General features: G+C 70.8%; 24 protein-coding genes. 13 read left to right on the top strand and 11 right to left on the bottom strand.

From position 1 onward, the window contains the following. The first annotated feature begins 44 nt into the window (after positions 1–44). Genes deoC through OG870_RS29285 form a run of 3 tightly spaced genes read left to right on the top strand, consistent with a single transcriptional unit; the run spans position 45 to position 3,368 of the window. Complete coding sequence (gene deoC / locus OG870_RS29295; protein WP_266589551.1) at positions 45–1,004, top strand: deoxyribose-phosphate aldolase; 960 nt, start codon at positions 45–47, stop codon at positions 1,002–1,004. Positions 1,005–1,009: 5 nt separating this feature from the next. Continuing rightward, a complete protein-coding gene (locus tag OG870_RS29290; RefSeq protein WP_266520703.1) occupies positions 1,010–2,446 on the top strand; it encodes an aldehyde dehydrogenase family protein in 1,437 nt (478 codons plus the stop codon). Continuing rightward, positions 2,439–3,368 (top strand): aldehyde dehydrogenase family protein, encoded by a 930-nt coding sequence (locus tag OG870_RS29285; RefSeq protein WP_266520701.1) that lies wholly within the window; start codon positions 2,439–2,441, stop codon positions 3,366–3,368. Before OG870_RS29290 ends, OG870_RS29285 begins: the two co-directional genes overlap by 8 nt. A gap of 77 nt (positions 3,369–3,445) precedes the next feature. On the opposite strand, the gene OG870_RS29280 is transcribed toward OG870_RS29285, so the two are convergent. Then, positions 3,446–3,805 carry a hypothetical protein gene (locus tag OG870_RS29280; RefSeq protein ID WP_266520699.1) on the bottom strand — a complete coding sequence of 120 codons (360 nt, stop codon included), beginning with the start codon at positions 3,803–3,805 and terminating at the stop codon, positions 3,446–3,448. 127 nt (positions 3,806–3,932) lie between these two features. Here OG870_RS29280 and OG870_RS29275 point away from each other — a divergent pair, with 127 nt between their 5' ends. Further along, positions 3,933–4,568, top strand: a complete 636-nt coding sequence (locus tag OG870_RS29275) for a uridine kinase family protein (RefSeq protein WP_266520698.1) — start codon at positions 3,933–3,935, stop codon at positions 4,566–4,568. 166 nt (positions 4,569–4,734) lie between these two features. On the opposite strand, the gene OG870_RS29270 is transcribed toward OG870_RS29275, so the two are convergent. Beyond that, complete coding sequence (locus OG870_RS29270) at positions 4,735–5,487, bottom strand: SigE family RNA polymerase sigma factor (protein WP_266520695.1); 753 nt, start codon at positions 5,485–5,487, stop codon at positions 4,735–4,737. A 242-nt stretch (positions 5,488–5,729) separates the two neighbouring features. Between OG870_RS29270 and afsQ1 the strand changes: the two genes are divergently transcribed. From afsQ1 to OG870_RS29245, 5 genes are all read left to right on the top strand, one after another. Further along, entirely contained in the window at positions 5,730–6,407 is a 678-nt protein-coding gene (gene afsQ1, locus OG870_RS29265) for a two-component system response regulator AfsQ1 (RefSeq protein ID WP_046261189.1), read from the top strand. Beyond that, positions 6,404–7,987: a sensor histidine kinase gene (locus OG870_RS29260; RefSeq protein ID WP_266520693.1), complete on the top strand. Its 1,584-nt coding sequence runs from the start codon at positions 6,404–6,406 to the stop codon at positions 7,985–7,987. The genes afsQ1 and OG870_RS29260 overlap by 4 nt, the downstream gene beginning before the upstream one ends. Beyond that, the gene (locus OG870_RS29255) at positions 7,984–8,595 is read left to right on the top strand and encodes a hypothetical protein (RefSeq protein ID WP_266520691.1); all 612 of its coding nucleotides are present in this window, start codon (positions 7,984–7,986) and stop codon (positions 8,593–8,595) included. Before OG870_RS29260 ends, OG870_RS29255 begins: the two co-directional genes overlap by 4 nt. Positions 8,596–8,677: 82 nt before the next feature. Further along, on the top strand, positions 8,678–9,229 hold the full coding sequence (locus OG870_RS29250; protein WP_266520689.1) for a VanZ family protein: 552 nt from the start codon (positions 8,678–8,680) through the stop codon (positions 9,227–9,229). A gap of 95 nt (positions 9,230–9,324) precedes the next feature. Then, a complete protein-coding gene (locus tag OG870_RS29245) occupies positions 9,325–9,528 on the top strand; it encodes a PspC domain-containing protein (RefSeq protein WP_266520687.1) in 204 nt (67 codons plus the stop codon). A gap of 73 nt (positions 9,529–9,601) precedes the next feature. Here OG870_RS29245 and OG870_RS29240 read toward each other — a convergent pair whose 3' ends face one another. After that, on the bottom strand, positions 9,602–9,946 hold the full coding sequence (locus OG870_RS29240; protein ID WP_266520685.1) for an ATP-binding protein: 345 nt from the start codon (positions 9,944–9,946) through the stop codon (positions 9,602–9,604). Between the two features lie 141 nt (positions 9,947–10,087). Further along, positions 10,088–11,254: an adenosine deaminase gene (locus OG870_RS29235; protein ID WP_266589547.1), complete on the bottom strand. Its 1,167-nt coding sequence runs from the start codon at positions 11,252–11,254 to the stop codon at positions 10,088–10,090. 113 nt (positions 11,255–11,367) lie between these two features. Between OG870_RS29235 and OG870_RS29230 the strand changes: the two genes are divergently transcribed. Then, positions 11,368–12,129, top strand: a complete 762-nt coding sequence (locus tag OG870_RS29230; RefSeq protein ID WP_266520099.1) for an alpha/beta hydrolase — start codon at positions 11,368–11,370, stop codon at positions 12,127–12,129. A 78-nt stretch (positions 12,130–12,207) separates the two neighbouring features. On the opposite strand, the gene OG870_RS29225 is transcribed toward OG870_RS29230, so the two are convergent. Further along, the gene (locus OG870_RS29225; protein WP_266520096.1) at positions 12,208–13,170 is read right to left on the bottom strand and encodes a LysR family transcriptional regulator; all 963 of its coding nucleotides are present in this window, start codon (positions 13,168–13,170) and stop codon (positions 12,208–12,210) included. A gap of 63 nt (positions 13,171–13,233) precedes the next feature. On the opposite strand from OG870_RS29225, the gene OG870_RS29220 reads away from it, so the two are divergent. Beyond that, the gene (locus tag OG870_RS29220; protein ID WP_266520094.1) at positions 13,234–14,547 is read left to right on the top strand and encodes an MFS transporter; all 1,314 of its coding nucleotides are present in this window, start codon (positions 13,234–13,236) and stop codon (positions 14,545–14,547) included. Between the two features lie 311 nt (positions 14,548–14,858). Beyond that, positions 14,859–15,878 carry a sigma-70 family RNA polymerase sigma factor gene (locus tag OG870_RS29215; RefSeq protein WP_266520092.1) on the top strand — a complete coding sequence of 340 codons (1,020 nt, stop codon included), beginning with the start codon at positions 14,859–14,861 and terminating at the stop codon, positions 15,876–15,878. On the opposite strand, the gene OG870_RS29210 is transcribed toward OG870_RS29215, so the two are convergent. After that, positions 15,762–16,148: an STAS domain-containing protein gene (locus tag OG870_RS29210; protein WP_266520090.1), complete on the bottom strand. Its 387-nt coding sequence runs from the start codon at positions 16,146–16,148 to the stop codon at positions 15,762–15,764. The genes OG870_RS29215 and OG870_RS29210 overlap by 117 nt on opposite strands. Before the next feature lie 121 nt (positions 16,149–16,269). Here OG870_RS29210 and OG870_RS29205 point away from each other — a divergent pair, with 121 nt between their 5' ends. Beyond that, a complete protein-coding gene (locus OG870_RS29205; RefSeq protein ID WP_266520088.1) occupies positions 16,270–17,190 on the top strand; it encodes an AEC family transporter in 921 nt (306 codons plus the stop codon). A 61-nt stretch (positions 17,191–17,251) separates the two neighbouring features. On the opposite strand, the gene OG870_RS29200 is transcribed toward OG870_RS29205, so the two are convergent. The 5 genes from OG870_RS29200 to OG870_RS29180 form a co-directional block, all read right to left on the bottom strand. Then, positions 17,252–18,529: a thymidine phosphorylase gene (locus OG870_RS29200; RefSeq protein WP_266592458.1), complete on the bottom strand. Its 1,278-nt coding sequence runs from the start codon at positions 18,527–18,529 to the stop codon at positions 17,252–17,254. Between the two features lie 77 nt (positions 18,530–18,606). Beyond that, entirely contained in the window at positions 18,607–19,008 is a 402-nt protein-coding gene (locus OG870_RS29195; protein WP_266520086.1) for a cytidine deaminase, read from the bottom strand. Beyond that, positions 19,005–20,291 carry an ABC transporter permease gene (locus tag OG870_RS29190; RefSeq protein WP_327691703.1) on the bottom strand — a complete coding sequence of 429 codons (1,287 nt, stop codon included), beginning with the start codon at positions 20,289–20,291 and terminating at the stop codon, positions 19,005–19,007. Before OG870_RS29190 ends, OG870_RS29195 begins: the two co-directional genes overlap by 4 nt. Continuing rightward, a complete protein-coding gene (locus tag OG870_RS29185; RefSeq protein ID WP_266520081.1) occupies positions 20,291–21,418 on the bottom strand; it encodes an ABC transporter permease in 1,128 nt (375 codons plus the stop codon). Before OG870_RS29185 ends, OG870_RS29190 begins: the two co-directional genes overlap by 1 nt. After that, positions 21,415–22,965 (bottom strand): ABC transporter ATP-binding protein, encoded by a 1,551-nt coding sequence (locus OG870_RS29180; protein WP_266520609.1) that lies wholly within the window; start codon positions 22,963–22,965, stop codon positions 21,415–21,417. Before OG870_RS29180 ends, OG870_RS29185 begins: the two co-directional genes overlap by 4 nt. Positions 22,966–23,150 lie beyond the last annotated feature (185 nt).

The following is a 23,150-nucleotide window of genomic DNA, read 5'->3' as shown; positions in this document are numbered from 1 at the left end:
GGCTGTACAGCCGCTACGCGCGTAGATATGCTCGTCTGGTGACCATGCCCACCAATGCACCCACAGCAGCTCACACACTCTCGGACGTCGCCGCGTCCGACAGCACGCTGCGCCGCTTCCTCCACGGGCTGCCCGGCGTCGACGCGGTCGGCCTGGAGGGGCGGGCCGCGTCCCTCGGCACCCGTTCCATCAAGACGACCGCGAAGGCGTACGCCATCGACCTCGCCATCTCGATGGTCGACCTGACGACGCTGGAAGGCGCGGACACCCCGGGCAAGGTCCGGGCGCTCGGCGCCAAGGCGGTCCGCCCCGACCCCACCGACCGTACGACCCCCTCGACCGCGGCCGTCTGCGTCTACCCGGACATGGTGCCCGCCGCCAAGGAGGCCGTCGCCGGCTCGACCGTGAAGGTCGCCTCGGTCGCCACCGCCTTCCCGGCGGGCCGCGCCGCGCTCGACGTGAAGCTGGCCGACGTGCGCGACGCGGTCGCCGCGGGCGCCGACGAGATCGACATGGTCATCGACCGCGGGGCGTTCCTCGCGGGCAACTACCTGAAGGTGTACGACGAGATCGTCGCCGTGAAGGAGGCCTCGGGCGCCGCCCGCCTGAAGGTCATCTTCGAGACCGGTGAGCTGTCGACGTACGACAACATCCGGCGCGCGAGCTGGCTCGGCATGCTGGCGGGCGCGGACTTCATCAAGACGTCCACCGGCAAGGTCGCCGTCAACGCCACCCCCGCGAACACGCTGTTGATGCTGGAGGCGGTCCGTGACTTCCGCGCCCAGACCGGCATCCAGGTCGGCGTAAAGCCCGCGGGCGGTATCCGTACCTCCAAGGACGCCGTGAAGTTCCTGGTCATCGTCAACGAGACGGCGGGCGAGGACTGGCTGGACAACCACTGGTTCCGCTTCGGCGCCTCCTCGCTCCTGAACGACCTGCTGATGCAGCGTCAGAAGCTGGCCACCGGCCGCTACTCCGGACCCGACTACGTGACGGTGGACTGATCACCATGGCATCCGCATTCGATTACGCACCGGCGCCCGAGTCCCGCTCGATCGTCGACATCGCCCCCTCCTACGGCCTGTTCATCGACGGCGAGTTCACGGAGGCGGCCGACGGCAAGGTCTTCAAGACGGTCTCGCCGTCGACCGAGGAGGTCCTCTCCGAGATCGCCCAGGCGGGCGAGGCGGACGTCGACCGCGCCGTGAGGGCCGCCCGCAAGGCCTTCGGGGAGTGGTCCGCGCTGCCGGGCGCCGAGCGCGCCAAGTACCTGTTCCGCATCGCCCGGATCATCCAGGAGCGCAGCCGCGAACTGGCCGTCCTGGAGACGCTGGACAACGGCAAGCCCATCAAGGAGACGCGCGACGCCGACCTCCCCCTGGTCGCCGCGCACTTCTTCTACTACGCGGGCTGGGCCGACAAGCTCGACCATGCCGGCTTCGGCGGGCACCCCCGCCCCCTCGGCGTCGCCGGGCAGGTCATCCCCTGGAACTTCCCGCTGCTGATGCTGGCGTGGAAGATCGCCCCGGCCCTGGCGACCGGCAACACGGTGGTGCTGAAGCCCGCCGAGACGACCCCGCTCTCCGCGCTGTTCTTCGCGGACATCTGCCGCCAGGCCGGCCTGCCCAAGGGTGTCGTCAACATCCTTCCGGGATACGGCGACGCGGGCGCCGCGCTCGTGGCGCATCCGGACGTGAACAAGGTCGCCTTCACCGGCTCCACGGCCGTAGGCAAGGAGATCGCGAAGACGGTCGCGGGGACCCGCAAGAAGCTCACGCTCGAACTGGGCGGCAAGGGCGCCAACATCGTCTTCGACGACGCCCCGATCGACCAGGCGGTGGAGGGGATCGTCAGCGGCATCTTCTTCAACCAGGGCCAGGTGTGCTGCGCGGGCAGCCGTCTCCTCGTCCAGGAGTCGATCCAGGACGAGCTGCTGGAGTCCCTGAAGCGCAGGCTCTCCACCCTCCGCCTCGGCGACCCGCTGGACAAGAACACGGACATCGGCGCGATCAACTCCGAGGAGCAGCTCTCCCGCATCACCTCGCTCGTCGAGCGGGGCGAGGCGGAGGGCGCCGAGCGCTGGTCACCGGCCTGTGAACTCCCCTCGTCCGGCTACTGGTTCGCCCCGACGCTCTTCACGAACGTCACCCAGGCGCACACCGTCGCCCGCGACGAGATCTTCGGCCCCGTGCTGTCCGTCCTCAGCTTCCGCACCCCGGACGAGGCCGTGGCGAAGGCCAACAACACGCCGTACGGCCTGTCGGCGGGCATCTGGACGGAGAAGGGCTCGCGCATCCTGGCGGTCGCGGGCAAGCTCCGGGCCGGGGTCATCTGGTCCAACACGTTCAACAAGTTCGACCCGACGTCGCCGTTCGGCGGCTACAAGGAGTCGGGCTTCGGCCGCGAGGGCGGCCGTCACGGTCTGGAGGCGTACCTCGATGTCTGAGAAGTCCGAGCAGCAGCGTCTGAGCGTCTTCAAGACCTACAAGCTGTACGTCGGCGGGAAGTTCCCGCGTTCCGAGAGCGGCCGGGTGTACGAGGTGACGGACTCGAAGGACAACTGGCTGGCGAACGTGCCCCTTTCGTCCCGCAAGGACGCCCGTGACGCGGTGGTCGCCGCCCGCAAGGCGTTCGGGGCGTGGTCGGGCGCGACGGCGTACAACCGCGGACAGATCCTCTACCGCATCGCCGAGATGCTGGAGGGCCGTAGGGAGCAGTTCGTCCGGGAGGTCGCCGACGCCGAGGGCCTGTCGCCCGCGAAGGCGAAGTCGAACACGGCGAAGGCGGCCGCGCTCGTCGACGCCGCGATCGACCGCTGGGTCTGGTACGCGGGCTGGACCGACAAGATCGCCCAGGTGGTCGGCGGCGGGAACCCGGTGGCGGGCCCGTTCTTCAACCTCTCCTCCCCGGAGCCGACGGGCGTCGTCGCCGTCCTCGCACCCCAGAAGTCGTCCTTCCTGGGCCTGGTCTCGGTCCTCGCCCCGGTGATCGCCACCGGTAACACGGCGATCGTGATCGCGAGCGAGAGGTCCCCGCTCCCGGCGCTGTCGCTGGGCGAGGTGCTCGCCACGTCCGACCTGCCCGGCGGTGTGGTCAACGTGCTGTCGGGCCGTACGGCGGAGATCGCCGCGCCGCTCGCCGCGCACCAGGACGTCAACGCGATCGACCTGGCGGGCGCCGACACCGACGACGGCCTGGCGAAGGAACTGGAGATCGCGGCGGCGGACAACCTGAAGCGCGTTCTTCGTCCACAGCCTGTGGACGACTGGACGGCGACTCCCGGCATCGACCGCATGACGGCGTTCCTGGAGACGAAGACCGTCTGGCACCCGACGGGTTCGCTGGGCGCGTCCGGCTCGTCGTACTGACGACAGCCCCCGCAGACCGAGAGTCGCGTCCTCCCACCGTCCGGGGAAGACGCGGCTCTCTTGCGTGCGCCTCGGCCTCAGGAAAGGCCTCCGCCGCCCAGCATCCCCGCGAACCCCTCCAGCGCCGGGACGGCGCCGATCGGACCGGTCTGGGTGATCGGGCCGGTGATCCCGGACAGCGGGATGTCGACGCCCTTGTTGTGCGGGTCACCGGCGCCCCTGAGGATCGCGAGGTCACCCCCGATGTCCTTCACCGGGGCGGCCTGCGGGGCGGCGGCGATCTTGTTGATCGCGGCCGGCGACACGGGCACCTTCAGGGCCGCGGCGGAGTCCGCGGACGCCGTCGCCGCACCCGCACCCAGCGCCGCGGAGGCGGTCGCGAGGGCGATCAGGGCGCGCGTGGCCGTGGAGTTGAGGGGGGAGGTGTGTCGTGCCATTGCTGAAGCCACCTTCGAGTTCACAGAGTAATCAGTTCGACACGAAGGGTAGTTGAGGTGTGACGCGCGCTCCAAAGACGACCCGCGGGGTCGGCAGGGCGTACGGAATACGTCAAACTGGTGTCCCGTGAGCATCCATCTCCCCTCCCCCGCCCGCGTCGTGCTGCTCTGCGGCCCCTCGGGCTCGGGCAAGTCCCTGGTCGCCGCCCGCTCCGGCCTCCCCGTGCTGCGCCTCGACGACTTCTACAAGGAGGCCGAGGACCCGACGCTGCCGCTGGTGGCGGGAAGCTCCGACATCGACTGGGACCACCCGGACTCCTGGGACACCGAAACGGCCGTCACCGCGATCGCCCGGCTGTGCCGCACGGGCCGTACCAACATCCCCGTGTACGACATCTCGCTCAGCGCCCGCACCGGCGAGGAGAGCGTCGACATCGGGCGCACCCCGCTGTTCATCGCGGAGGGCATCTTCGCGGCCGAGATAGTCGAGCGCTGCCGGGAGTTGGGGCTGCTGGCCGACGCGCTGTGCCTGAACCGCGGCCCGGTCCGCACCTTCCGCCGTCGCTTCCTGCGCGACCTCAAGGAGGGCCGCAAGTCGGTCCCGTTCCTGCTCCGCCGCGGCTGGCGCCTGATGCGCCAGGAACGCTCGATCATCGCCCGCCAGACCGCCCTCGGCGCGTACGCCTGCGACCGTGACGAGGCGCTGGGCCGGCTGGCCGCGGCCGCGGTGGGCCGGCGTCCGGCGGCGACGCCGGCCGGCTGAGCGCACACGAGAAAGCGGGACTGGACGGACCCCCCGGCCCTCCAGTCCCGCTCCCCCGTTCCCCCCGTGGTGCTTCCCCCAGATCCCGTCGGGCCCCCGTTCCCCCGTCGGCCCCCCGGTTACCGCTCCCCGTGCTTCCCCCGTTACCTGCTTCCCCCCCCAACCCTCAGGCGACGAGCTCCCCGAAGGCGTCCTCCTCGTCACGGCCGAAGCTGAGGACCTCGTCCTCGCGCAGCCGGCGGAGCGACCGCCAGATGCTGGACTTCACCGTGCCGACGCTGATGTCGAGGATCTCCGCGATCTCCGGGTCCGTGCGGCCCTCGTAGTAGCGCAGGACCAGCATGGTGCGCTGGAGTTCGGGGAGGCGGGCGAGCGCCTGCCACAGGACGGCGCGCAGTTCGGTGCCGCGCATCGCGTCCGTGTCGCCGGGCGTCTCCGGCAGTTCCTCGGTCGGGTACTCGTTCAGCTTGCGGCGGCGCCACGCGCTGATGTGCAGATTGGTCATGGTCCGGCGGAGATATCCGCCGACCGCGGCCTTGTCGCTGATCCGGTCCCACGCCTTGTACGTCGAGAACAGCGCGCTCTGCAGCAGGTCCTCGGCCTCGAAGCGGTCACCGGTCAGGTGGTAGGCGGTTGCGTACAGGGAGGCGCGGCGCTCCTGGACGTAGGCGGTAAACGCCGCTTCGGCATCCACAGTCTCCGACAGCGAGCGACGCTCCCCCGTGTCCTCCCTGTACGCGCTTCCCCCGTGTTCCCCCGTGATGTCAACAACCGACATGTACGCCGTGTGCTGACGCCCGGTGCCGCGAGCGCACCCCCGCCCGCTCACGGCACCGGACTTCTCGGAACCCCGGCCCCCGTTCACGTCGTGAAGACGCGTGATCACTGCGCTGGTGGTGATGCCGTGCAGCGTGTTCATCTCGCGCCCCCCGTCGTGGACTTCCGGTGTTCGGCTTGCTCAGGCGGTGCTTCCTTGCCTGTGCCGAGAAGCTTGCCAACGCACCTTCATGGCCGTGTCCGCCGACTGTCACAGACCTGTCACAGGGGTCGCCCGTATGCGGGGCACAGCGCGGTCACAGAGAAGAGCGGTATGCGCACGTAGACGTACTGGTCCGTAGCAGGAGTCGAAACCCCACCCCACCATGGGCCAGAATGAGCCCCGTGCCTTCCCTGTTGCTGATCGAAGACGACGACGCCATCCGTACGGCCCTGGAGCTGTCTCTTACGCGCCAGGGACACCGGGTTGCCACCGCTGCCACCGGAGAGGACGGTCTGAAGCTCCTGCGCGAGCAGCGGCCGGACCTGATCGTGCTGGACGTGATGCTGCCCGGCATCGACGGGTTCGAGGTGTGCCGGCGCATCCGGCGCACGGACCAGCTGCCGATCATCCTGCTGACCGCGCGCAGCGACGACATCGACATCGTCGTCGGGCTGGAGTCCGGCGCGGACGACTATGTGGTCAAGCCGATCCAGGGGCGGGTGCTGGACGCCCGGATCCGGGCCGTGCTGCGGCGCGGCGAGCGGGAGTCGACCGACGCGGCGAGCTTCGGCAGCCTGGTCATCGACCGCGCGGCGATGACCGTGACGAAGAACGGCGAGGACCTGCAGCTCACCCCGACAGAGCTGAGGCTGCTGCTGGAGCTGAGCAGGCGGCCGGGGCAGGCGCTGTCCCGGCAGCAGCTGCTGCGCCTGGTGTGGGAGCACGACTACCTCGGTGACTCCCGGCTGGTGGACGCGTGTGTCCAGCGGCTGCGCGCCAAGGTCGAGGACGTGCCGTCGTCCCCGACGCTGATCCGTACCGTGCGCGGCGTGGGCTACCGGCTGGACACGCCTCAGTGACCGAAGCACCAGGGGGGGTTCGCGGCTGGGCCGCGACGCGCAAGGGACATCTCTCACGGCTGCGTTTCACCAGCCTCCGGCTGCGTCTCGTCGTCGTGTTCGGGCTCGTGGCCCTCACCGCGGCCGTCTCCGCGTCCGGGATCGCGTACTGGCTCAACCGCGAGGCCGTGCTCACCCGCACCCAGGACGCGGTGCTCGGCGACTTCCGGCAGGCCATGCAGACGCGGGCAGGCACGCTGCGCCCGCACCCCACACAGGACGAACTGCAGCACACCGCCGGGCAGATGACCCTCAGCAGCCAGCGCTTCAGCGTGCTGCTCGTCGCCCAGGACCCCGACGGCAAGACCGTGTACGGCAGTTCGGGCGGACTCGACGGCTTCTCGCTGCAGGACGTGCCCGAGTCGCTGCGCGCGGCCGTGGCCAAGAAGCAGCCGGTCGACTCGGGCAACAAGTACGCGTACCACCTGTACTGGCAGCGGATCAGCGAGAACGGCACGCCGTACCTGGTGGCCGGCACGAGGGTGATCGACGGCGGGGCGACCGGCTACATGCTCAAGTCGCTGGAGCCGGAGGCCAAGGACCTCAACTCCCTTGCCTGGTCGCTGGGGATCGCCACCGCTCTCGCACTGGTCGGCTCGGCGCTGCTCGCGCAGGCCGCCGCCTCGACCGTGCTGAAGCCCGTGCAGCGCCTGGGAACCGCCGCCCGCCGACTCGGCGAGGGCAAGCTGGACACCCGGCTCAGGGTGTCCGGCACCGACGAACTCGCGGACCTGTCACGGACGTTCAACTACGCGGCAGAGGCGCTGGAGAAAAGGGTCGAGGACATGGCGTCGAGGGACGAGGCGTCGAGGCGGTTCGTCGCGGACATGAGCCATGAACTGCGTACCCCGCTCACCGCGATCACCGCCGTCACGGACATCCTGGAGGAGGAGCTGGAGGCGGAGTCCGGGAGCGTGGACCCGATGATCGAGCCCGCCGTCCGGCTCGTCGTCAGCGAGACCCGGCGCCTCAACGACCTCGTAGAGAACCTGATGGAGGTCACCCGCTTCGACGCGGGCACCGCGCGCCTGGTCCTGGACGACGTCGACGTGGCCGACCAGATCACGGCGTGCATCGACGCGCGGGCCTGGCTGGACGCGGTGGACCTGGACGCCGAGCGCGGCATCCACGCCCGGCTCGACCCGCGCCGCCTGGACGTGATCCTGGCGAACCTCATCGGCAACGCGCTCAAGCACGGCGGCTCGCCCGTCCGCGTCGTGGTGCGGGAGTCGGAAGCGCAGGGCGGAAAGGACGCGCAGGTCGTCATCGAGGTACGGGACCACGGACCCGGCATCCCCGAAGACGTCCTGCCGCACGTCTTCGACCGCTTCTACAAGGCGAGCGCGTCCCGGCCGCGCTCCGAGGGCAGCGGCCTGGGCCTGTCCATCGCCATGGAGAACGCCCACATCCACGGCGGCGAGATCACCGCCGCGAACTCCCCCGCCGGGGGCGCGGTGTTCACGCTGTGGCTGCCACGGGACGCCTCGGCGCTGACGGAGGAGTCCGAGAAGGACCCGGGGAAGGACGCGAACGCCTCATGACCGTACGACGCCTGCTGGCGCTCCCCGTTTTCGCGGCCATGGCCGTGCTGATCACCGGGTGCGGCATCCGTTCCACCGAGGTGCCGACGGACTTCGGGGCGGCGCCCTCGCGGGTGCAGTGCTCGCTGGCCGGCCCTGACGTCTCGACGCAGGCCTCGCGCGGGCTGCCGGTGCAGGTGTTCCTGCTGTGCGGCTCGTCGCTGGTCGCCGTCGACCGGACGGTACGGGTTCCGGACGGCACCCCGGACTCGCGGCGGCGGCTGCTGGTGGCGCAGGGGCTGCTCGACCAGCTCGCGGCGACGCCGTCGGCCGCCGAGAAGGAGGCCGGGTACACGACCGACGTACGCGGCGGGATGAACGTGAGCGGGCCGCGCCCCGGCGACCCCGAGGACACGCTCCGCCTGAGCAGCCCGCCCGGCGGCCTCACGTCCTTCGCCCTGGCCCAGGTCGTGTGCACGTTCTCCGACTCGGCGGCGGCCGAGGGCGACGGCTCGGTCATCCTGGGCGGGCCCGGGCAGGACCCCCTGCACCGCTACGAGTGCACGGACGAGGTCCGCTCCCGGCCCGGCACCGAGAAGCCGCCGTCCGGCGAGGTGACGGGCGGCTGACGTGCTGGTGTGGCGCAAGCCTCATCGAGGTGCGCGGGGAGCAGGCGGAACCGATCGTGCCGAAGGCCGCGTCTAGAGGGGCGTGCAGCGTCAAGGCTCCATCGGCGGCAGCGCCGCGATCCGCATCCGTGTGACAGGGAGTGTCCTCCTCGTCGCACACCTCGCGTTCGTCGCCTGGCTCACGCTGCGTCCGCTGGACGTGCTGTGGGTGATGCCCCCCAACGTGCGTCCGTTCGCCGGCATCCGGGCCGACCTCGCCCTGGGCTGGCCCCAGGCGGCCCGCAGCATCGGCGAGGGCGTCGCCCTCCTCGCGCCGCTCGGCGTGCTCCTGCCGATGGCGCACGGCAGGCTCTGGGCCTTCCCGTTCGCCTCGTTCCTCCGTACCGTCGCCGCGGGCGCGCTGGTCTCGCTGGGCATCCTGCTGCTGCAGACCGGGGTGCCGGGCCGGGTCCCGGACGTCGACTCGCTGCTGCTGAACACCGTGGGCGTGGCGCTCGCCCACCTCGCGGTCGTCCCGGCGGCCCGCTCCTGGCTCCGCCGCAGGTCCGAGGGCGGGGACGGTGCGGCCGTCCGCCAGGAGGACGTGGCTCAGGGTCGGACCCCGACGTTTCCCAGGGTCGGGATCGCACCGTAGAGCGACGCTTTGCCCCCTTCGTCTCCGTAGCGTAGATGGCAGATGAGGCAGTCACCGAAGGCCGCCTTGGACCGACGCTCACGAAGGAGCCGCACATGTCCGCCCTTGCCCGCCCCACGAACGGCCGCATGATCGGCGGAGTGTGCGCCGCGCTGGCCCGGCGCTTCGGCACCTCCGCGACGACGATGCGCGTGATCTTCCTGCTCTCCTGCCTGCTGCCGGGCCCGCAGTTCCTGCTCTACATAGCGCTGTGGATCCTGCTGCCCTCGGAGGACAAGGCGGCCCGTACCGCCTGGTGACCTTCGTGGATACGCCGATGGGGCGCACCCCGTGTCCAAGGGGTGCGCCCCATCGGCGCGTTCAGCGGGTGGGTCAGCCGCCGAGCGGAAGGCCCTTCACGGGAACGCCGCCCTGCACCGGCAGGCCGCCGAGCAGTCCGGCGACCGGCGTGGCCGGGCCGTCGGCGAGCGCGCGCGAGGCGGACGGCTGCACGGCGGCCAGACCGCGCTCAAGGGCGGGCTTGCCCTGGGTCACCGCCGCCCCGGCACCCGGCAGCGCCTGGGAGACGTTCTGCGCCGGGAGGGTGCTGGTGACGGTGTCCAGCGTCCCGGTCGCGTCCGGAACCGCCGGGGCCGCGTTCGCGGCGCCCGCGCCGGCGGCGGCGAAGGCGGCACCGAGAGCGGCGACACCGAGGGTCTTGGCAGCAGACTGCTTCATGAAAACGCGTCCTCGAAATGGGGTTGGGGGAATGTGAGCGGTGTGCACGACCGTAAACACGCGAACCCGCCCGCCGCAAACATCGAAATGCGGACGGGTTGTGAATACCCGTCCGCATTCCACACACCCCGATACCCCGACTCACTCCTCCGTGGGCGCAGAACCGCTGGTGGAGGCAGTTTGCTGGAACAGCCATTCGGACTTCAGCTCGGCATATCCGGGCTTGATGACGTCATTGATCATCGCCAGTCGTTCATCGAAAGGAATGAACGCTGATTTCATCGCATTGACGGAGAACCACTGCATGTCATCGAGCGAGTAACCGAATGCGTCGACAAGATGCTCGAATTCCTGACTCATACTCGTGCCGGACATGAGCCGATTGTCCGTATTCACGGTAGCTCGGAAGTGCAGCCTGCGCAGCAAACCGATCGGATGCTCGGTGTAGGACGTCGCCGCTCCGGTCTGGAGGTTGGAGCTCGGGCACAGTTCGAGCGGGATGCGCTTGTCCCGTACGTACGAGGCGAGCCGGCCGAGCTTCACCGAGCCGTCGGCCCGCACCTGGATGTCGTCGATGATGCGCACGCCGTGCCCCAGCCGGTCTGCGCCGCACCACTGCAGGGCCTGCCAGATGGACGGCAGCCCGAAGGCTTCGCCGGCATGGATGGTGAAGTGGTTGTTCTCGCGCTTGAGGTACTCGAAGGCGTCGAGGTGCCGGGTGGGCGGGTAACCGGCCTCCGCGCCCGCGATGTCGAATCCGACGACTCCACCGCCGCCCAGGTCCCGGTACCGGTTGGCGAGTTCGGCGATCTCCAGGGCGCGGGCGGCGTGCCGCATGGCGGTGAGCAGGGCGCCGACGCGGATCCGGTGACCGTTCGCCCGGGCCAGCCGCTCCCCTTCGCGGAAGCCCTCGTTGACGGCCTCGACGACCTCTTCCAGGCCGAGCCCGCCCTCCAGGTGCTGCTCGGGGGCGTAGCGCACCTCGGCGTACACGACGCCGTCCTCGGCGAGGTCCTCGGCGCACTCGCGGGCGACCCGGACGAGCGCGTCCCGGGTCTGCATGACGCCGACGGTGTGGGAGAAGGTCTCCAGGTACCGCTCCAGCGAACCGGAGTCGGCGGCCTCCCGGAACCAGACGCCGAGCTTGCCGGGGTCGGTCTCGGGGAGGCGTGAGTAGCCCGCGTCACGGGCGAGTTCGACGATCGTCCCCGGGCGGAGGCCGCCGTCGAGGTGGTCGTGCAGCAGAACCTTCGGCGCCCGGCGGATCTGATCCGGCGTCGGGGTGTTCGAGATGGTCTGGCTCGTCATTTCCGCACTCTAACTCCTACGCGCGTAGATCGCGCGGTGCACATCTCCGTCGATACGTAACGGTGATCCCAAGGACGGGTCATGTACACCCACGCTTCTGACACTGTTCTGTCATGGCACACCAAGCGACGCCGGTTCGACGGGCCCGGCTGGGAAGGGCACTCGGCCCGGAACCGGCGGCGGTGAGCGCAGTGGTCCTGCTGCTCCCCGGCGGTGACGAGGAGTCGGCCCGCAGACCCTCCCCCATGCTGGCGACCGCATCCGTACGCGCGTTGGGCCGCCGCCTGGCCCGCGCGGGGCGCGACGAGGGGCTGGCCACCCATGTCGTGCACTACCGCTACCGCGGCTGGAACGGCAACGAGGCGCATCTGGCCCGCGACGCCTCCTGGGCCGCCGACGAGGCCGTACGGCGCTACGGGGACGTTCCCGTCTGCCTCGCCGGTCTCGACATGGGCGGCCGGGCGGCACTGCGCGCGGGCGGTCACGAGGCCGTCAACTCCGTGCTGGCGATCGCCCCTTGGCTGCCGGAGGAGGACGTCGCCGCCTCGCCGGAACCGGTGAGGCAGCTCGCGGGGCGGCGGGTGCTGATCGTGCACGGCACGAACGACGGCGTCTCCGACCCCGAGCTGTCCTTCCGGCTGGCGGCGCGGGCGAAGAAGGCGAACCGGGACGTGTGCAGGTTCGAAGTGCACTCCGACGGCCACGGGTTGCATCAGTACCGGAGCGAAGTGCACGCGCTGGCCGAGGACTTCGTGATGGGGACACTGTTCGGGCGGGCTTTCTCGCGGCCCGTGGAGGATGCGTTGGCGGCTCCGCCTCCCTTGGGACTGCGGATGCCCTTGGCCGCAGGGTTCGGGAAGTCGTTGCGCCGGTAAGGGCTCGGGGCTGCGGCTCGTCTGCGGGGTGCGGGTTCGTTGTGGCTGATCGCGCGGTTCCCCGCGCCCCTGAAGACCCTAGGTCGGCAGGAGGTTGCCCCTCCTCGACAGTAGGAACTTCTTGAACGCGGCCACCGGAGGGGTATCCGAGGTGCCCTCACGCCAGGCGACGCCGATTTCGCGGAGTGCCCGCTGGCCGGTGATCGTCAGCTCCACAACTCCCGGGCGGGGCACGGTCGGTGGGGGCAGAAGGGCGACTCCGAGGCCTGCCGCCACCAGGCCCCGCAGGGTCTCCGCCTCCTCGCCCTCGAAGGCGACCCTCGGGCGGAAGCCTGCCTCCTTGCAGAGGTCGTCGGTGATGCGGCGCAGGCCGTAGCCGGGTTCCAGGGTCACGAACGTCTCGTCGGCCGCTTCGGCGAGGCGGATGCGCCGGCGGGCCGCGAGGGGATGGTCGGCGGGGACGACCAGGCGGAGTTTCTGCTCGTCGAGGCGGCGGGCGACCAGGCCCGGGGCGTCCGGGACGGGGGACGTCAGGCACAGGTCCAGCTCCCCCGCGTGCAGCTTCTCCAGCATCGCCTCGCCGTAGGTCTGGACCAGGCTGAAGCGGATGCGGGGGTGGTCGACGCGGAAGGCCTGGAGCAGGCCCGGGACGGTTTCCGCGCCCATGGTGTGCAGGAAGCCGAAGGCGACCTTGCCGGTGGCCGGGTCGGCGTCGGCACGGACCGCCTCGGCGGCCCGCCCGATCTCGGCGAGGGCCCGTTCGACGGAGCCGAGGAAGGTGCGGCCGGCGGGGGTGAGGGAGACGGTGCGGCCGTGGCGGGCGAACAGGTCGACGCCCAGGTCCTCTTCGAGCCGGGCCATGCCCCGGGAGAGGGTGGACTGCGGGACCTGCATCTCCTGGGCGGCTCGCGTGACGTGCTCGGTGCGGGCGACGCCGGCGAAGTGGGCGAGCCGCGGGGCGAGCAGCGTGACGATGTCGTCGGTGTCTTTTGTGTCACTGGACGGTGACAGGCGAGCTTCTGACCTCTGCTGATGCACCATGGGAACGATTATGACGATTCCATGCATTGGACGGATGAGCGGGACCGTACATAACTTCGAGGCATGTCTCCCGCCAGTACCGGGGCGTCCACCCTCGTGGGCGCCGTCTCGTCCGTCTCCGCTTCCGTCCCCGCCGCCGTCCCGGCCTCCGAGTCCGCTTCCGACTCCCGTATGGCCCCGGGCGGCCCCGGCTACCGCCGGATGAGTTTCGCCCTCTTCCTCGCGGGGGTCGCGACCTTCGCGCTGCTCTACTCCACCCAGGCCCTGCTGCCGCTGATCTCGGGCGAGTTCGGGGTGGCGGCGAGTGAGGCGAGCTGGACGGTGGCGGCGGCGACCGGTGGTCTGGCGGTGTTCGTCCTGCCGATGAGCGCGCTCTCGGAACGGTTCGGCCGCCGTACGGTGATGACGGCCTCCCTGGCGGTCGCGGTGACCGTGGGGCTCCTCGTCCCCTTCGCTCCCTCGCTGACCTCGCTGGTCGTGCTGCGGGCGGTCCAGGGGGCGGCGCTGGCCGGTCTTCCGGCGTCGGCGACCGCGTATCTGGCGGAGGAGGTCCGGCCCAAGGCGCTGGTCACGGCGATCGGTCTGTTCGTGGCGGGCAACAGCGTCGGCGGGATGAGCGGCCGCGTCATCACCGGGTGGGTCGCGCAGGAGTGGGGCTGGCGGGTCGCGGTGGGCGTGATCGGCGCGATCGCGGTCGGATGCGCGGTGGCGTTCCGGCTGCTGCTGCCGGCGCCGAAGCACTTCGTCGCCGGCTCGCTGAGGCCGCGCGTCCTGGCCCGGACGGTCCGCGACCACCTCTCCAACCCGCTGCTGCGTCGGCTGTACGCGATCGGCGCACTGTTCATGACGGTGTTCGGCGGCGTCTACACGGTGATCGGCTACCGCCTGACCGAGGCGCCGTTCTCGCTCCCGCAGGGCATCATCGGCTCGGTCTTCCTGATCTATCTGGTCGGCACGGTGTCGGCGTCGACGGCGGGGCGGCTGGTCGGCCGTCTTGGTCGCCGTGGGGCGCTGTACCTGGCGGGCGGCACGACGGCGTCGGGCCTGGTCCTGTCCCTCGCGGGGTCTGTGGTGCCGGTCCTGCTGGGTCTGGTGCTGATCACCGCCGGGTTCTTCGCGGGGCACGCGGTCGCGTCGTCGGCGGTGAGCAAGACGGCGACGACGGGGCGTGCCCAGGCGTCCGCGCTGTACCAGTCGTCGTACTACGTCGGGTCGAGCGCGGGCAGCACGGTCGGGGCGCTGGCCTTCCACGCCTCGGGCTGGGCCGGGACAGTGGGGGTCGGCCTGCTGGCGGTGCTGGGTGTCGTCACGATCACGGTGCTCGGGACGCGCGCGGCGCGGGTCGCTGCGCGGCGCGGTCCGCTGCCGGCGCACTGACGGTTCTTCGCCCGCGCCGCCCCTGCCCGCCCCGCCCCGGGGGGCGGGCCCCCGGACCCCCGCTCCTCAAACACGGAGGGGCTGAATTCAGCTCGGCCGAATTCACCTCGGCCGAATCCAGCCCGTCCGGCGTTTGAGGACGAGGCCGTTCAGGCCGATCGGGGTCCAGGGGGCGGAGCCCCCTGGGGACGGCACCCTCACCCACCTGCACCTTTCCCCGCTCGCCACGCCATTGTCAGTCCCCTGCGCTAGCTTCGAACGTGCTGGGCGCGATGGCGCGTGACAGGTAATGCCACAGGGGTGGGTGGACGATGAGCGACGGTACGGCGACCACGACGACAGACCTCGACGTCAGGCTGGAGAAACACCGCGTCGAGCTGACCGGCTACTGCTACCGCATGCTCGGTTCCTCCTTCGAGGCCGAGGACGCGGTGCAGGACACGATGGTCCGCGCCTGGCGCAGTTACGAGAAGTTCGAGGGCCGCTCCAGCCTCCGTTCGTGGCTGTACCGCATCGCGACGAACGTCTGCCTGGACATGCTGACCGCCGGCAACAAGCGCGCCCGCCCGATGGATCTGAGCGAGTCGACTCCGCTGGCCCAGGCCGCGCTCTCCCCCCGCCCCGACAACACCTGGCTGGAACCCATGCCGGACGCCCGCGTGCTGCCCACGACGGACGACCCGGCGGAGGCGGCCGTCGCCAAGGAGTCCGTGCGGCTCGCCTTCATGGCAGCCCTGCAGCAGCTGCCGGCCAAGCAGCGCGCGGTGCTGATCCTGCGCGAGGTCCTCGCCTGGAGGGCGAGCGAGGTCGCCGAGCTGCTCGACACCTCGGTCGCCTCGGTCAACAGCGCCCTGCAGCGGGCCAGGGCGACACTCGCCGAGCGGGAGGACAGGGCGACGGGCGCGGCCGTCTCCGACCCGCTGGACGCGGAGCAGCAGAAACTCCTGGACCGCTATGTGGCGGCCTTCGAGGGGTACGACATGACGGCGCTGACGGCCCTGCTGCACGAGGACGCGGTCATGACGATGCCGCCGTTCGACCTCTGGCTGACGGGCCACGACGACATCGCGGGCTTCATGACCACGCTGGGCTCGGCCTGCGAGGGCTCCCGCCTGGTGCCGGTCCAGGTCAACGGCCTGCCGGGCTTCGCCCAGTACAAGCCGGACCCGGACGAGGGCGGCTACGCCCCGTGGGCGGTGCAGGTGCTGGAGATCTCAGACGGCCGGCTCACCGGGTTCCACTTCTTCCTGGACACCAAGCGCTGGTTCCCGCTGTTCGGCCTGCCCCTCCACCTCGAAGCGGAGTCCGACGAGGCCGAGGAGGGCGTGTAGGGAGGGCGCGGGGTCCCGCAGCCGGATCCGGCCCCCGGCCCGCCGCGCGGCCAGCTCCAGCCGGGCCAGCAGGTCCACGGCGCCCAGCCCGGGCGGCCCGATCCCGGCGACGTCGACCACCACGGCCCCGGCTTCCGTGGCCTCCAGCAGCGCGCGCACCTCGTCGCACAGCCCCGCCACCTCGTCACGGGTGACGGGGCCGGTCAGCACGAGTACGGCGGGTGTCATGGCGTCCACGTGCGGTAGACCGGGAATGCTGGCGGAACTCATCGCGGGCCCGCACAGGATCACATTGACCTGCGTCCTGCCTTCCCCGGAGGGTTGGGTGCATGCCCCATGAATCAGTTCCTCCTGCGATACCTCACGGTTCTCCCACCGCGCAGGAGGTGCCGTGCAGGGGGTGCTGACGGGCTTCGCGGTCATCGCGGTCGTCATCGGTGTGGGCTATGTGATCGGCCGGCAGGGCCATCTCGGCGAGCACGGGCGGGAGGTGCTGACCAAGCTGGCCTTCCATGTCGCCTCCCCCGCCCTGCTCTTCACGACCCTCGCCCGCGCGGACCTGTCGGTGATCTTCTCCAGCCGCCTCCTGGTCACGGCGATGAGCACGGCCGCGGCGGCCGGAGCCTTCGTCGCAGTCGGTGTCGTACGGGAGTGGGGTGTGGGGCGCACCACGATCGGCGCCCTGTGCTCCAGTTACGTCAACTCGGGCAACCTCGGCATCCCGATCGCCGTGTATGTGCTGGGCGACGCCTCGCTGGTGGCGCCGGTGCTGCTGTTCCAGATCATCGCGGTCACACCGATCGCCCTGACGGTCCTCGACCTCTCCGGCAAGGGCGAGAAGGGCCCGCTGTGGCTGCGGCTGCTCACGCCGCTGCGCAACCCGATCGCCGTCGGCTCGCTGGCCGGCGTCGCCGTCGCCGCGGCCGGTGTCCGGGTCCCTCATCCGGTCATGGACCCTCTGACCCTGATCGGCAACATGTCGGTGCCGGCGGTGCTGCTGGCGTTCGGCATCTCGCTGTGCGGCAGCACGATGCCGGGCCGGGGCACCGAAAGGGGGCCCGTGTTCCTGTCCGTCGCTCTGAAGTCGGTGGGCCAGCCGGTGGTGGCCTGGGCTCTGGCGGTGGGGATGTTCGGGCTTCGCGGCGCCCAACTCCTGGACGTGGTGGTCACGTCGGCGCTGCCGGCCGCGCAGAACCTGTACACGTACGCGAGTCGCTACCGGGTGGCGGAGGGGCTGGCGCGGGACTCGATCCTGGTGTCGACGGTGCTGTCGGTTCCGGTCCTGGTGGTGGCCGCCGCCCTGCTCGGCTGAGAGCGCAAGAGCCGCGGGGGCCGGTCCCGAAGGACCGGCCCCCGCGGCATGCCGGGCAGGGTCAGGCGATCCGCTCCAGCACCACCGGCGAGGCCGTGAACTCCGCGCCCGCGGCGCCGATGTCGTACGAACCCTGCACCGCCTGCAGCGCGTATTCGAAGCGGTCGGGGGTGTCGGTGTGGAGGGTGAGCAGGGGCTGGCCGGCCGTCACCGTGTCGCCCGGCTTGGCGTGCATCTCCACGCCCGCGCCGGCCTGCACCGGGTCCTCCTTGCGGGCACGCCCCGCGCCCAGGCGCCAGGCGGCGACGCCGATGCCGTAAGCGTCGAGGCGGGTCAGGACGCCCGAGGAGGGGGCCGTGATGACGTGCTGTTCGCGGGAGGTGGGCAGGGGCGCGTCCGGGTCGCCGCCCTGGGCCGCGATCATGCGGCGCCAGACGTCCATCGCCGAGCCGCCGGCCAGGGCCTTCGCCGGGTCGGCGTCCTTCACACCGGCCGCGTCCAGCATTTCGCGGGCCAGGGCGAGGGTGAGTTCCACGACGTCCGACGGGCCGCCGCCCGCCAGGACCTCCACCGACTCGCGGACCTCAAGGGCGTTGCCGGCGGTGCGGCCGAGGGGGGTGGCCATGTCCGTGAGCAGGGCGACCGTCTTCACGCCGTGGTCGGTGCCCAGGCCCACCATCGTCGAGGCGAGTTCCCGCGCGTCCTCGATCGTCTTCATGAAGGCGCCCGTGCCCACCTTCACGTCCAGGACCAGGGAGCCGGTGCCCTCGGCGATCTTCTTCGACATGATCGAGGAGGCGATCAGCGGGATCGCCTCGACCGTGCCGGTGACGTCGCGGAGCGCGTACAGCTTCTTGTCCGCCGGGGCCAGGCCGTCGCCCGCCGCGCAGATCACCGCGCCGGTGCCGTCGAGTACGGAGAGCATCTCCTCGTTGGAGAGCAGGGCACGCCAGCCGGGGATCGACTCCAGCTTGTCGAGCGTGCCGCCGGTGTGGCCGAGGCCCCGGCCCGACAGCTGCGGGACGGCCGCGCCGCACGCCGCGACCAGCGGGGCGAGCGGGAGGGTGATCTTGTCGCCGACGCCGCCCGTGGAGTGCTTGTCGGCCGTCGGGCGGGACAGGGACGAGAAGTCCATGCGCTCACCGGAGTTGATCATCGCGGCGGTCCAGCGGGCGATCTCGCGGCGGTTCATGCCGTTGAGCAGGATGGCCATCGCGAGCGCGGACATCTGCTCGTCGGCGACCTCCCCGCGGGTGTACGCGTCGATGACCCAGTCGATCTGCTCGTCGCTGAGTTCGCCGCGGTCCCGCTTGGTGCGGATGACGGAGATGGCGTCCATGGCCATGGCGTGTGTTCCTTCCGAGGTTCATGGAAGTGTGCGGCCCCTCCGCACAGGTCAGAGGGGCCGCAGGGGAGTTACTTGGTGAGATGGCCCGGGCCGAAGGCCTGGGGCAGCATCGCCGAGAGGGGGAGGATTCCCTCCGGGGTCTCCAGGAGGAGATCCGGACCCCCGAACTCGTACAGCAGCTGGCGGCAGCGGCCGCACGGGACCAGGATCTCGCCGTGTCCGTCGACGCAGGTGAAGTGCGTCAGCCTGCCACCGCCGGTCCGCTGCAGCTGCGAGACCAGCCCGCACTCGGCGCACAGGCCGAGACCGTAGGAGGCGTTCTCGACGTTGCAGCCGGAGACCGTACGGCCGTCGTCGACCAGGGCGGCGACCCCCACCGGGTAGCCCGAGTAGGGGGCGTACGCGTGGGACATGGCCTCGCGGGCCACCTCGCGCAGCGCCTCCCAGTCGACCTCGGCGGGCGCGGTCACTTGCCCTGGCCCTTGCGGTAGCGCATGCCGTCTGCCTTGGGCATCCGCAGGCGCTGCGCGGACAGCGACAGCACGAGCAGCGTGACGACGTACGGGGTGGCGCCCACGAAGTCGCTCGGGACCTCGTCGGTGAACAGGTACCAGAGCAGGACGAGCGCGGTCACGATGAGGCTGATCCCGGCCTGCCAGTGCGCCTTCTTGTACAGCTTCCAGCCGGCCAGCCCCGCGAGCAGCACGACCAGCAGGAGCAGCAGCGCGTGGACGGTCTGGCCGCCGTTGCGCAGCTGCAGCGCGTCGGAGTAGCCGAACAGGCCCGCGCCCATGGCGAGGCCGCCGGGGCGCCAGTTGCCGAAGATCATGGCCGCGAGGCCGATGTAGCCGCGCCCGCCGGTCTGGTTCTCCAGGTAGGTGTGCGAGGTGACCAGTGCGAGGAAGGCGCCGCCGAGTCCGGCGAGGCCGCCGGAGATCGCCACGGCCATGTACTTGTACCGGTAGACGTTGACACCGAGCGACTCCGCGGCGATCGGGTTCTCACCGCAGGAGCGCAGCCGCAGGCCGAAGGGGGTACGCCACAGCAGCCACCCGCTGGCGACGAACAGGACCACGGCGAGGATCGTCACCACGGACAGGTCGGTGACCAGGCCGCCGAGGATGCCCGCCAGGTCGGAGATCACGAACCAGTGGTGGTTCTCGACGGACTTGAGGGCGTCCGAGAGGCCGGGGAAGTCGAAGGTGGGCAGCGAGTCCACGGGCGGGGACTGCTTGGGGTTGCCGCCCGCGTCCGCCGCCTTGCCCTCCGAGAAGAAGAGCTTGGCGAGGTACTGGGTGGTGCCCAGGGCGAGCAGGTTGACCGCGACACCGGAGACGATGTGGTCGACTCCGAAGGTAACGGTCGCAACGGCGTGCACCAGCCCGCCGAGGACGCCGAAGCCGATGCCGCAGAGCAGGCCGAGCCAGGGGTTGGTCTGCCAGCCGATCCAGCCGGCGCCGAAGGTGCCGAGGATCATCATGCCTTCGAGGCCGATGTTGACCACACCGGACCGCTCGGACCACAGGCCCGCGAGACCGGCGAGGCCGATCGGCACGGCGAGGCCGAGGGCCGCGGAGACCTGGCCCTCGGAGGTGAGCTGGTCGGCGCCGGTGATAACGCGGACCAGGGCCACCAGGATCAGGCCGCCGGTCAGGATGGTGAGGATCCGGCCGACGGACCGGCCCGAGCGGGAACGGCCGCTGTCCGCCTTGGGTGCCGCGGGGGGCGGCGTGTCGGTCATCGTGGCAGTCATCACGCCACCTCCTGCTTCGCGGTCGGGGCGGCGGCCTGGGCGGCGAGCTCGGCGCCGACCCGCTGCTGCTGGCGCTTGAGGCCGTAGCGGCGTACGAGTTCGTAGGCGATCACGACGCACAGGACGATGACGCCCTGGATGACGCCGAGGATCTCCTTGTCGTAACCCTCGAACTCGAGGTGGTTGGTGGTGCGCTCCAGGAAGCCCCACAGGAGGGCGCCGAGGGCGATACCGACGGGGCTGTTGCGGCCCAGCAGCGCGATGGCGATACCGGTGAAGCCGATGCCCGACGGGAAGTCGTTGCTGAACTGGTGGCTGTCGTTGAGGAGGGTCGGCATGCCGATCAGACCGGCCACCGCGCCCGAGATGAGCATGCTGGTGGCGATCATCTTCTTGACGGAGACACCGCTCGCGGCGGCGGCGCTCTCGGACTGGCCGACGGTGCGCAGGTCGAAGCCGAAGCGGGTGCGGCCGAGCACGAACCAGTACGCGACGCCGACGATCACGGCGATCACGATGAAGCCCCAGACCTCGCCCGCCGCGCCCGTGTTGAACGAGAAGAACCACGACTCGTTCGGCAGCGGTTTGGTCGACACCACGGTGCCGCCGCTCTGCAGTTCGGCGAGCTTCCCCGGCTGCAGCAGGTAGGCGATGATCGCGGTGGCGATGGAGTTCAGCATGATGGTCGAGATGACCTCGCTGACGCCCCGGGTCACCTTGAGGATGCCCGCGATGCCCGCCCACAGGGCGCCCACGGCCATCGCGCAGAGGATCATCAGCGGGACGGAGACGAAGCCCGGCAGGGTCAGCGCGCCGCCGAGCACCGCCGCGAAGAACGCGGCGATGCGGTACTGGCCGTCGACGCCGATGTTGAACAGGTTCATCCGGAAGCCGATGGCCACCGAGACGCCCGCCAGGTAGTACGTCGTCGCCTTGTTCAGGATGTAGACCTGGCTGTCGCTCGCGGAGCCGTAGGTCGCCATGTCGCTGAAGGCGGCGCCCGGGTTCTTGCCGGTGGCGAGGATGACCAGGGCGGTGACGACGAGCGCGGCGACGATCGCCAGCAGCGGCGCCGCGATACCGAGGAGCAGCCGCTCCTTGTCGATGCGTTGGGTCAGCTTCTTCATCGGGCGTCGTCCTCTGTGTGCTCCTGGCCGGTGGCCTCTGCGTGCTCCAGGTGGCCGGTGGCCGCGCCCGTCATGGCGGAGCCCAGCTCCTCGGGGGTGATCGTGGCAGGGTCGGCGTCGGCGACCAGGCGGCCGCGGTACATCACCCGCAGGGTGTCGGAGAGCCCGATGAGCTCGTCCAGGTCGGCGGAGATCAGCAGCACGGCCAGACCCTCGCGGCGGGCCTCGCGGATGTGGTCCCAGATCGCGGCCTGCGCGCCGACGTCCACGCCGCGGGTGGGGTGGGCCGCGATGAGCAGCTTGGGCGCGTGGCTCATCTCGCGGCCGACGATCAGCTTCTGCTGGTTGCCGCCGGACAGCGATGCCGCGGTCACGTCGATGCCGGGCGTGCGGACGTCGTACGCCTGGATGATGCGCTCGGTGTCGCCGCGGGCGCCCTTGATGTCGAGGAGCTGGCCGCGCGAGTTGGGGCGCTCGGTGACATGGCCGAGGATGCGGTTCTCCCACAGCGGTGCTTCGAGGAGCAGGCCGTGGCGGTGGCGGTCCTCGGGGATGTAGCCGACGCCGGCCTCGCGGCGGCGACGCGTGGGGGCGTGGGAGATGTCGGTGCCGTCGAGCGTGACGGCGCCGGCGTCGGGGGCGCGGATACCGACGATCGCCTCGACCAGCTCGGACTGGCCGTTGCCCTCCACACCGGCGATGCCGAGGACCTCGCCCTTGTGGATGGTGAGCGAGATGGCGTCGAGGATGACGCGCTCGACGCCGTCGAGGTCCGTCTGGCTCAGGTGCAGCCCGTCCACCGTCAGCATCGCCACGTCCGTGACGGTGGACTCCTCGGTCTCCGGCGTGGGCAGCTGGCTGCCGACCATCAGCTCGGCGAGCTGCTTGGCGGTGGTGGACCGGGGCTCGACCGTGCCGACCGTGGTGCCGCGCCGGATGACGGTGATCTCGTCGGCCACGGACAGGACTTCGCCCAGCTTGTGGGAGATGAAGATGACGGTGAGTCCCTCGGCCTTCAGCTCGCGCAGGTTGTCGAAGAGGGCGTCGACCTCCTGCGGCACGAGGACGGCGGTGGGCTCGTCGAGGATGAGGGTCTTGGCGCCGCGGTAGAGGACCTTGAGGATCTCCACGCGCTGGCGGTCCGCGACACCGAGCTCCTCCAGGAGGACGTCGGGCCGTACGTTCAGCCCGTACGCGTCGGAGATCTCCTTGATCTTCGTGCGCGCCTTGGCACCGATGCCGTACAGCTTCTCCGCGCCGAGGACGACGTTCTCCAGGACGGTGAGGTTGTCGGCGAGCATGAAGTGCTGGTGCACCATGCCGATGCCGAGCGCGATGGCGTCGGCGGGGTTGTTGAAGGTCACTCGCTCGCCGGCCACCGTGATCGTGCCCTCGTCCGGCTGCTGCATGCCGTAGAGGATCTTCATCAGGGTGGACTTGCCGGCACCGTTCTCACCGCAGAGGGCGTGGACGGTGCCCGCGGCGACGGTGATGTCGATGTCGCGGTTGGCGACGACGCCGGGGAAGCGTTTGGTGATGCCGCGCAGTTCGACGGCAGCGGGAGGGCTGGACGCGTTGATGGCGCACTCTCCTGGGGGAAAGGGGCTGCGTAGGGGAGGGCAGGCGTCGGCGACGCTAGCGCGGCAACTCCGTGCTACACGCGTAGAGTTGACACATTGTTATGGCTCGGCGAGGGGCTTGTCGAGAGCCCCTTCGCCGAGCCGAGGTCCGG

It is taken from the genome of Streptomyces sp. NBC_00461 (assembly GCF_036013935.1).
Taxonomy (GTDB): domain Bacteria; phylum Actinomycetota; class Actinomycetes; order Streptomycetales; family Streptomycetaceae; genus Streptomyces.
Note: the sequence above shows the minus strand (reverse complement) of the source record. Positions and strands in the feature narration are given on the sequence as shown.

What these genes read in the sequence shown, in the direction of transcription:
- deoC (WP_266589551.1), top strand. Translation starts at nt 45, where the DNA reads ATGCCCACCAATGCACCCACAGCAGCTCACACACTCTCGGACGTCGCC.
- OG870_RS29290 (WP_266520703.1), top strand. Translation starts at nt 1,010, where the DNA reads ATGGCATCCGCATTCGATTACGCACCGGCGCCCGAGTCCCGCTCGATC.
- OG870_RS29285 (WP_266520701.1), top strand. Translation starts at nt 2,439, where the DNA reads ATGTCTGAGAAGTCCGAGCAGCAGCGTCTGAGCGTCTTCAAGACCTAC.
- OG870_RS29280 (WP_266520699.1), bottom strand. Translation starts at nt 3,805, where the DNA reads ATGGCACGACACACCTCCCCCCTCAACTCCACGGCCACGCGCGCCCTG.
- OG870_RS29270 (WP_266520695.1), bottom strand. Translation starts at nt 5,487, where the DNA reads ATGAACACGCTGCACGGCATCACCACCAGCGCAGTGATCACGCGTCTT.
- OG870_RS29255 (WP_266520691.1), top strand. Translation starts at nt 7,984, where the DNA reads ATGACCGTACGACGCCTGCTGGCGCTCCCCGTTTTCGCGGCCATGGCC.
- OG870_RS29245 (WP_266520687.1), top strand. Translation starts at nt 9,325, where the DNA reads ATGTCCGCCCTTGCCCGCCCCACGAACGGCCGCATGATCGGCGGAGTG.
- OG870_RS29240 (WP_266520685.1), bottom strand. Translation starts at nt 9,946, where the DNA reads ATGAAGCAGTCTGCTGCCAAGACCCTCGGTGTCGCCGCTCTCGGTGCC.
- OG870_RS29235 (WP_266589547.1), bottom strand. Translation starts at nt 11,254, where the DNA reads ATGACGAGCCAGACCATCTCGAACACCCCGACGCCGGATCAGATCCGC.
- OG870_RS29230 (WP_266520099.1), top strand. Translation starts at nt 11,368, where the DNA reads ATGGCACACCAAGCGACGCCGGTTCGACGGGCCCGGCTGGGAAGGGCA.
- OG870_RS29225 (WP_266520096.1), bottom strand. Translation starts at nt 13,170, where the DNA reads ATGGTGCATCAGCAGAGGTCAGAAGCTCGCCTGTCACCGTCCAGTGAC.
- OG870_RS29220 (WP_266520094.1), top strand. Translation starts at nt 13,234, where the DNA reads ATGTCTCCCGCCAGTACCGGGGCGTCCACCCTCGTGGGCGCCGTCTCG.
- OG870_RS29215 (WP_266520092.1), top strand. Translation starts at nt 14,859, where the DNA reads ATGAGCGACGGTACGGCGACCACGACGACAGACCTCGACGTCAGGCTG.
- OG870_RS29210 (WP_266520090.1), bottom strand. Translation starts at nt 16,148, where the DNA reads ATGAGTTCCGCCAGCATTCCCGGTCTACCGCACGTGGACGCCATGACA.
- OG870_RS29200 (WP_266592458.1), bottom strand. Translation starts at nt 18,529, where the DNA reads ATGGACGCCATCTCCGTCATCCGCACCAAGCGGGACCGCGGCGAACTC.
- OG870_RS29190 (WP_327691703.1), bottom strand. Translation starts at nt 20,291, where the DNA reads ATGACTGCCACGATGACCGACACGCCGCCCCCCGCGGCACCCAAGGCG.
- OG870_RS29185 (WP_266520081.1), bottom strand. Translation starts at nt 21,418, where the DNA reads ATGAAGAAGCTGACCCAACGCATCGACAAGGAGCGGCTGCTCCTCGGT.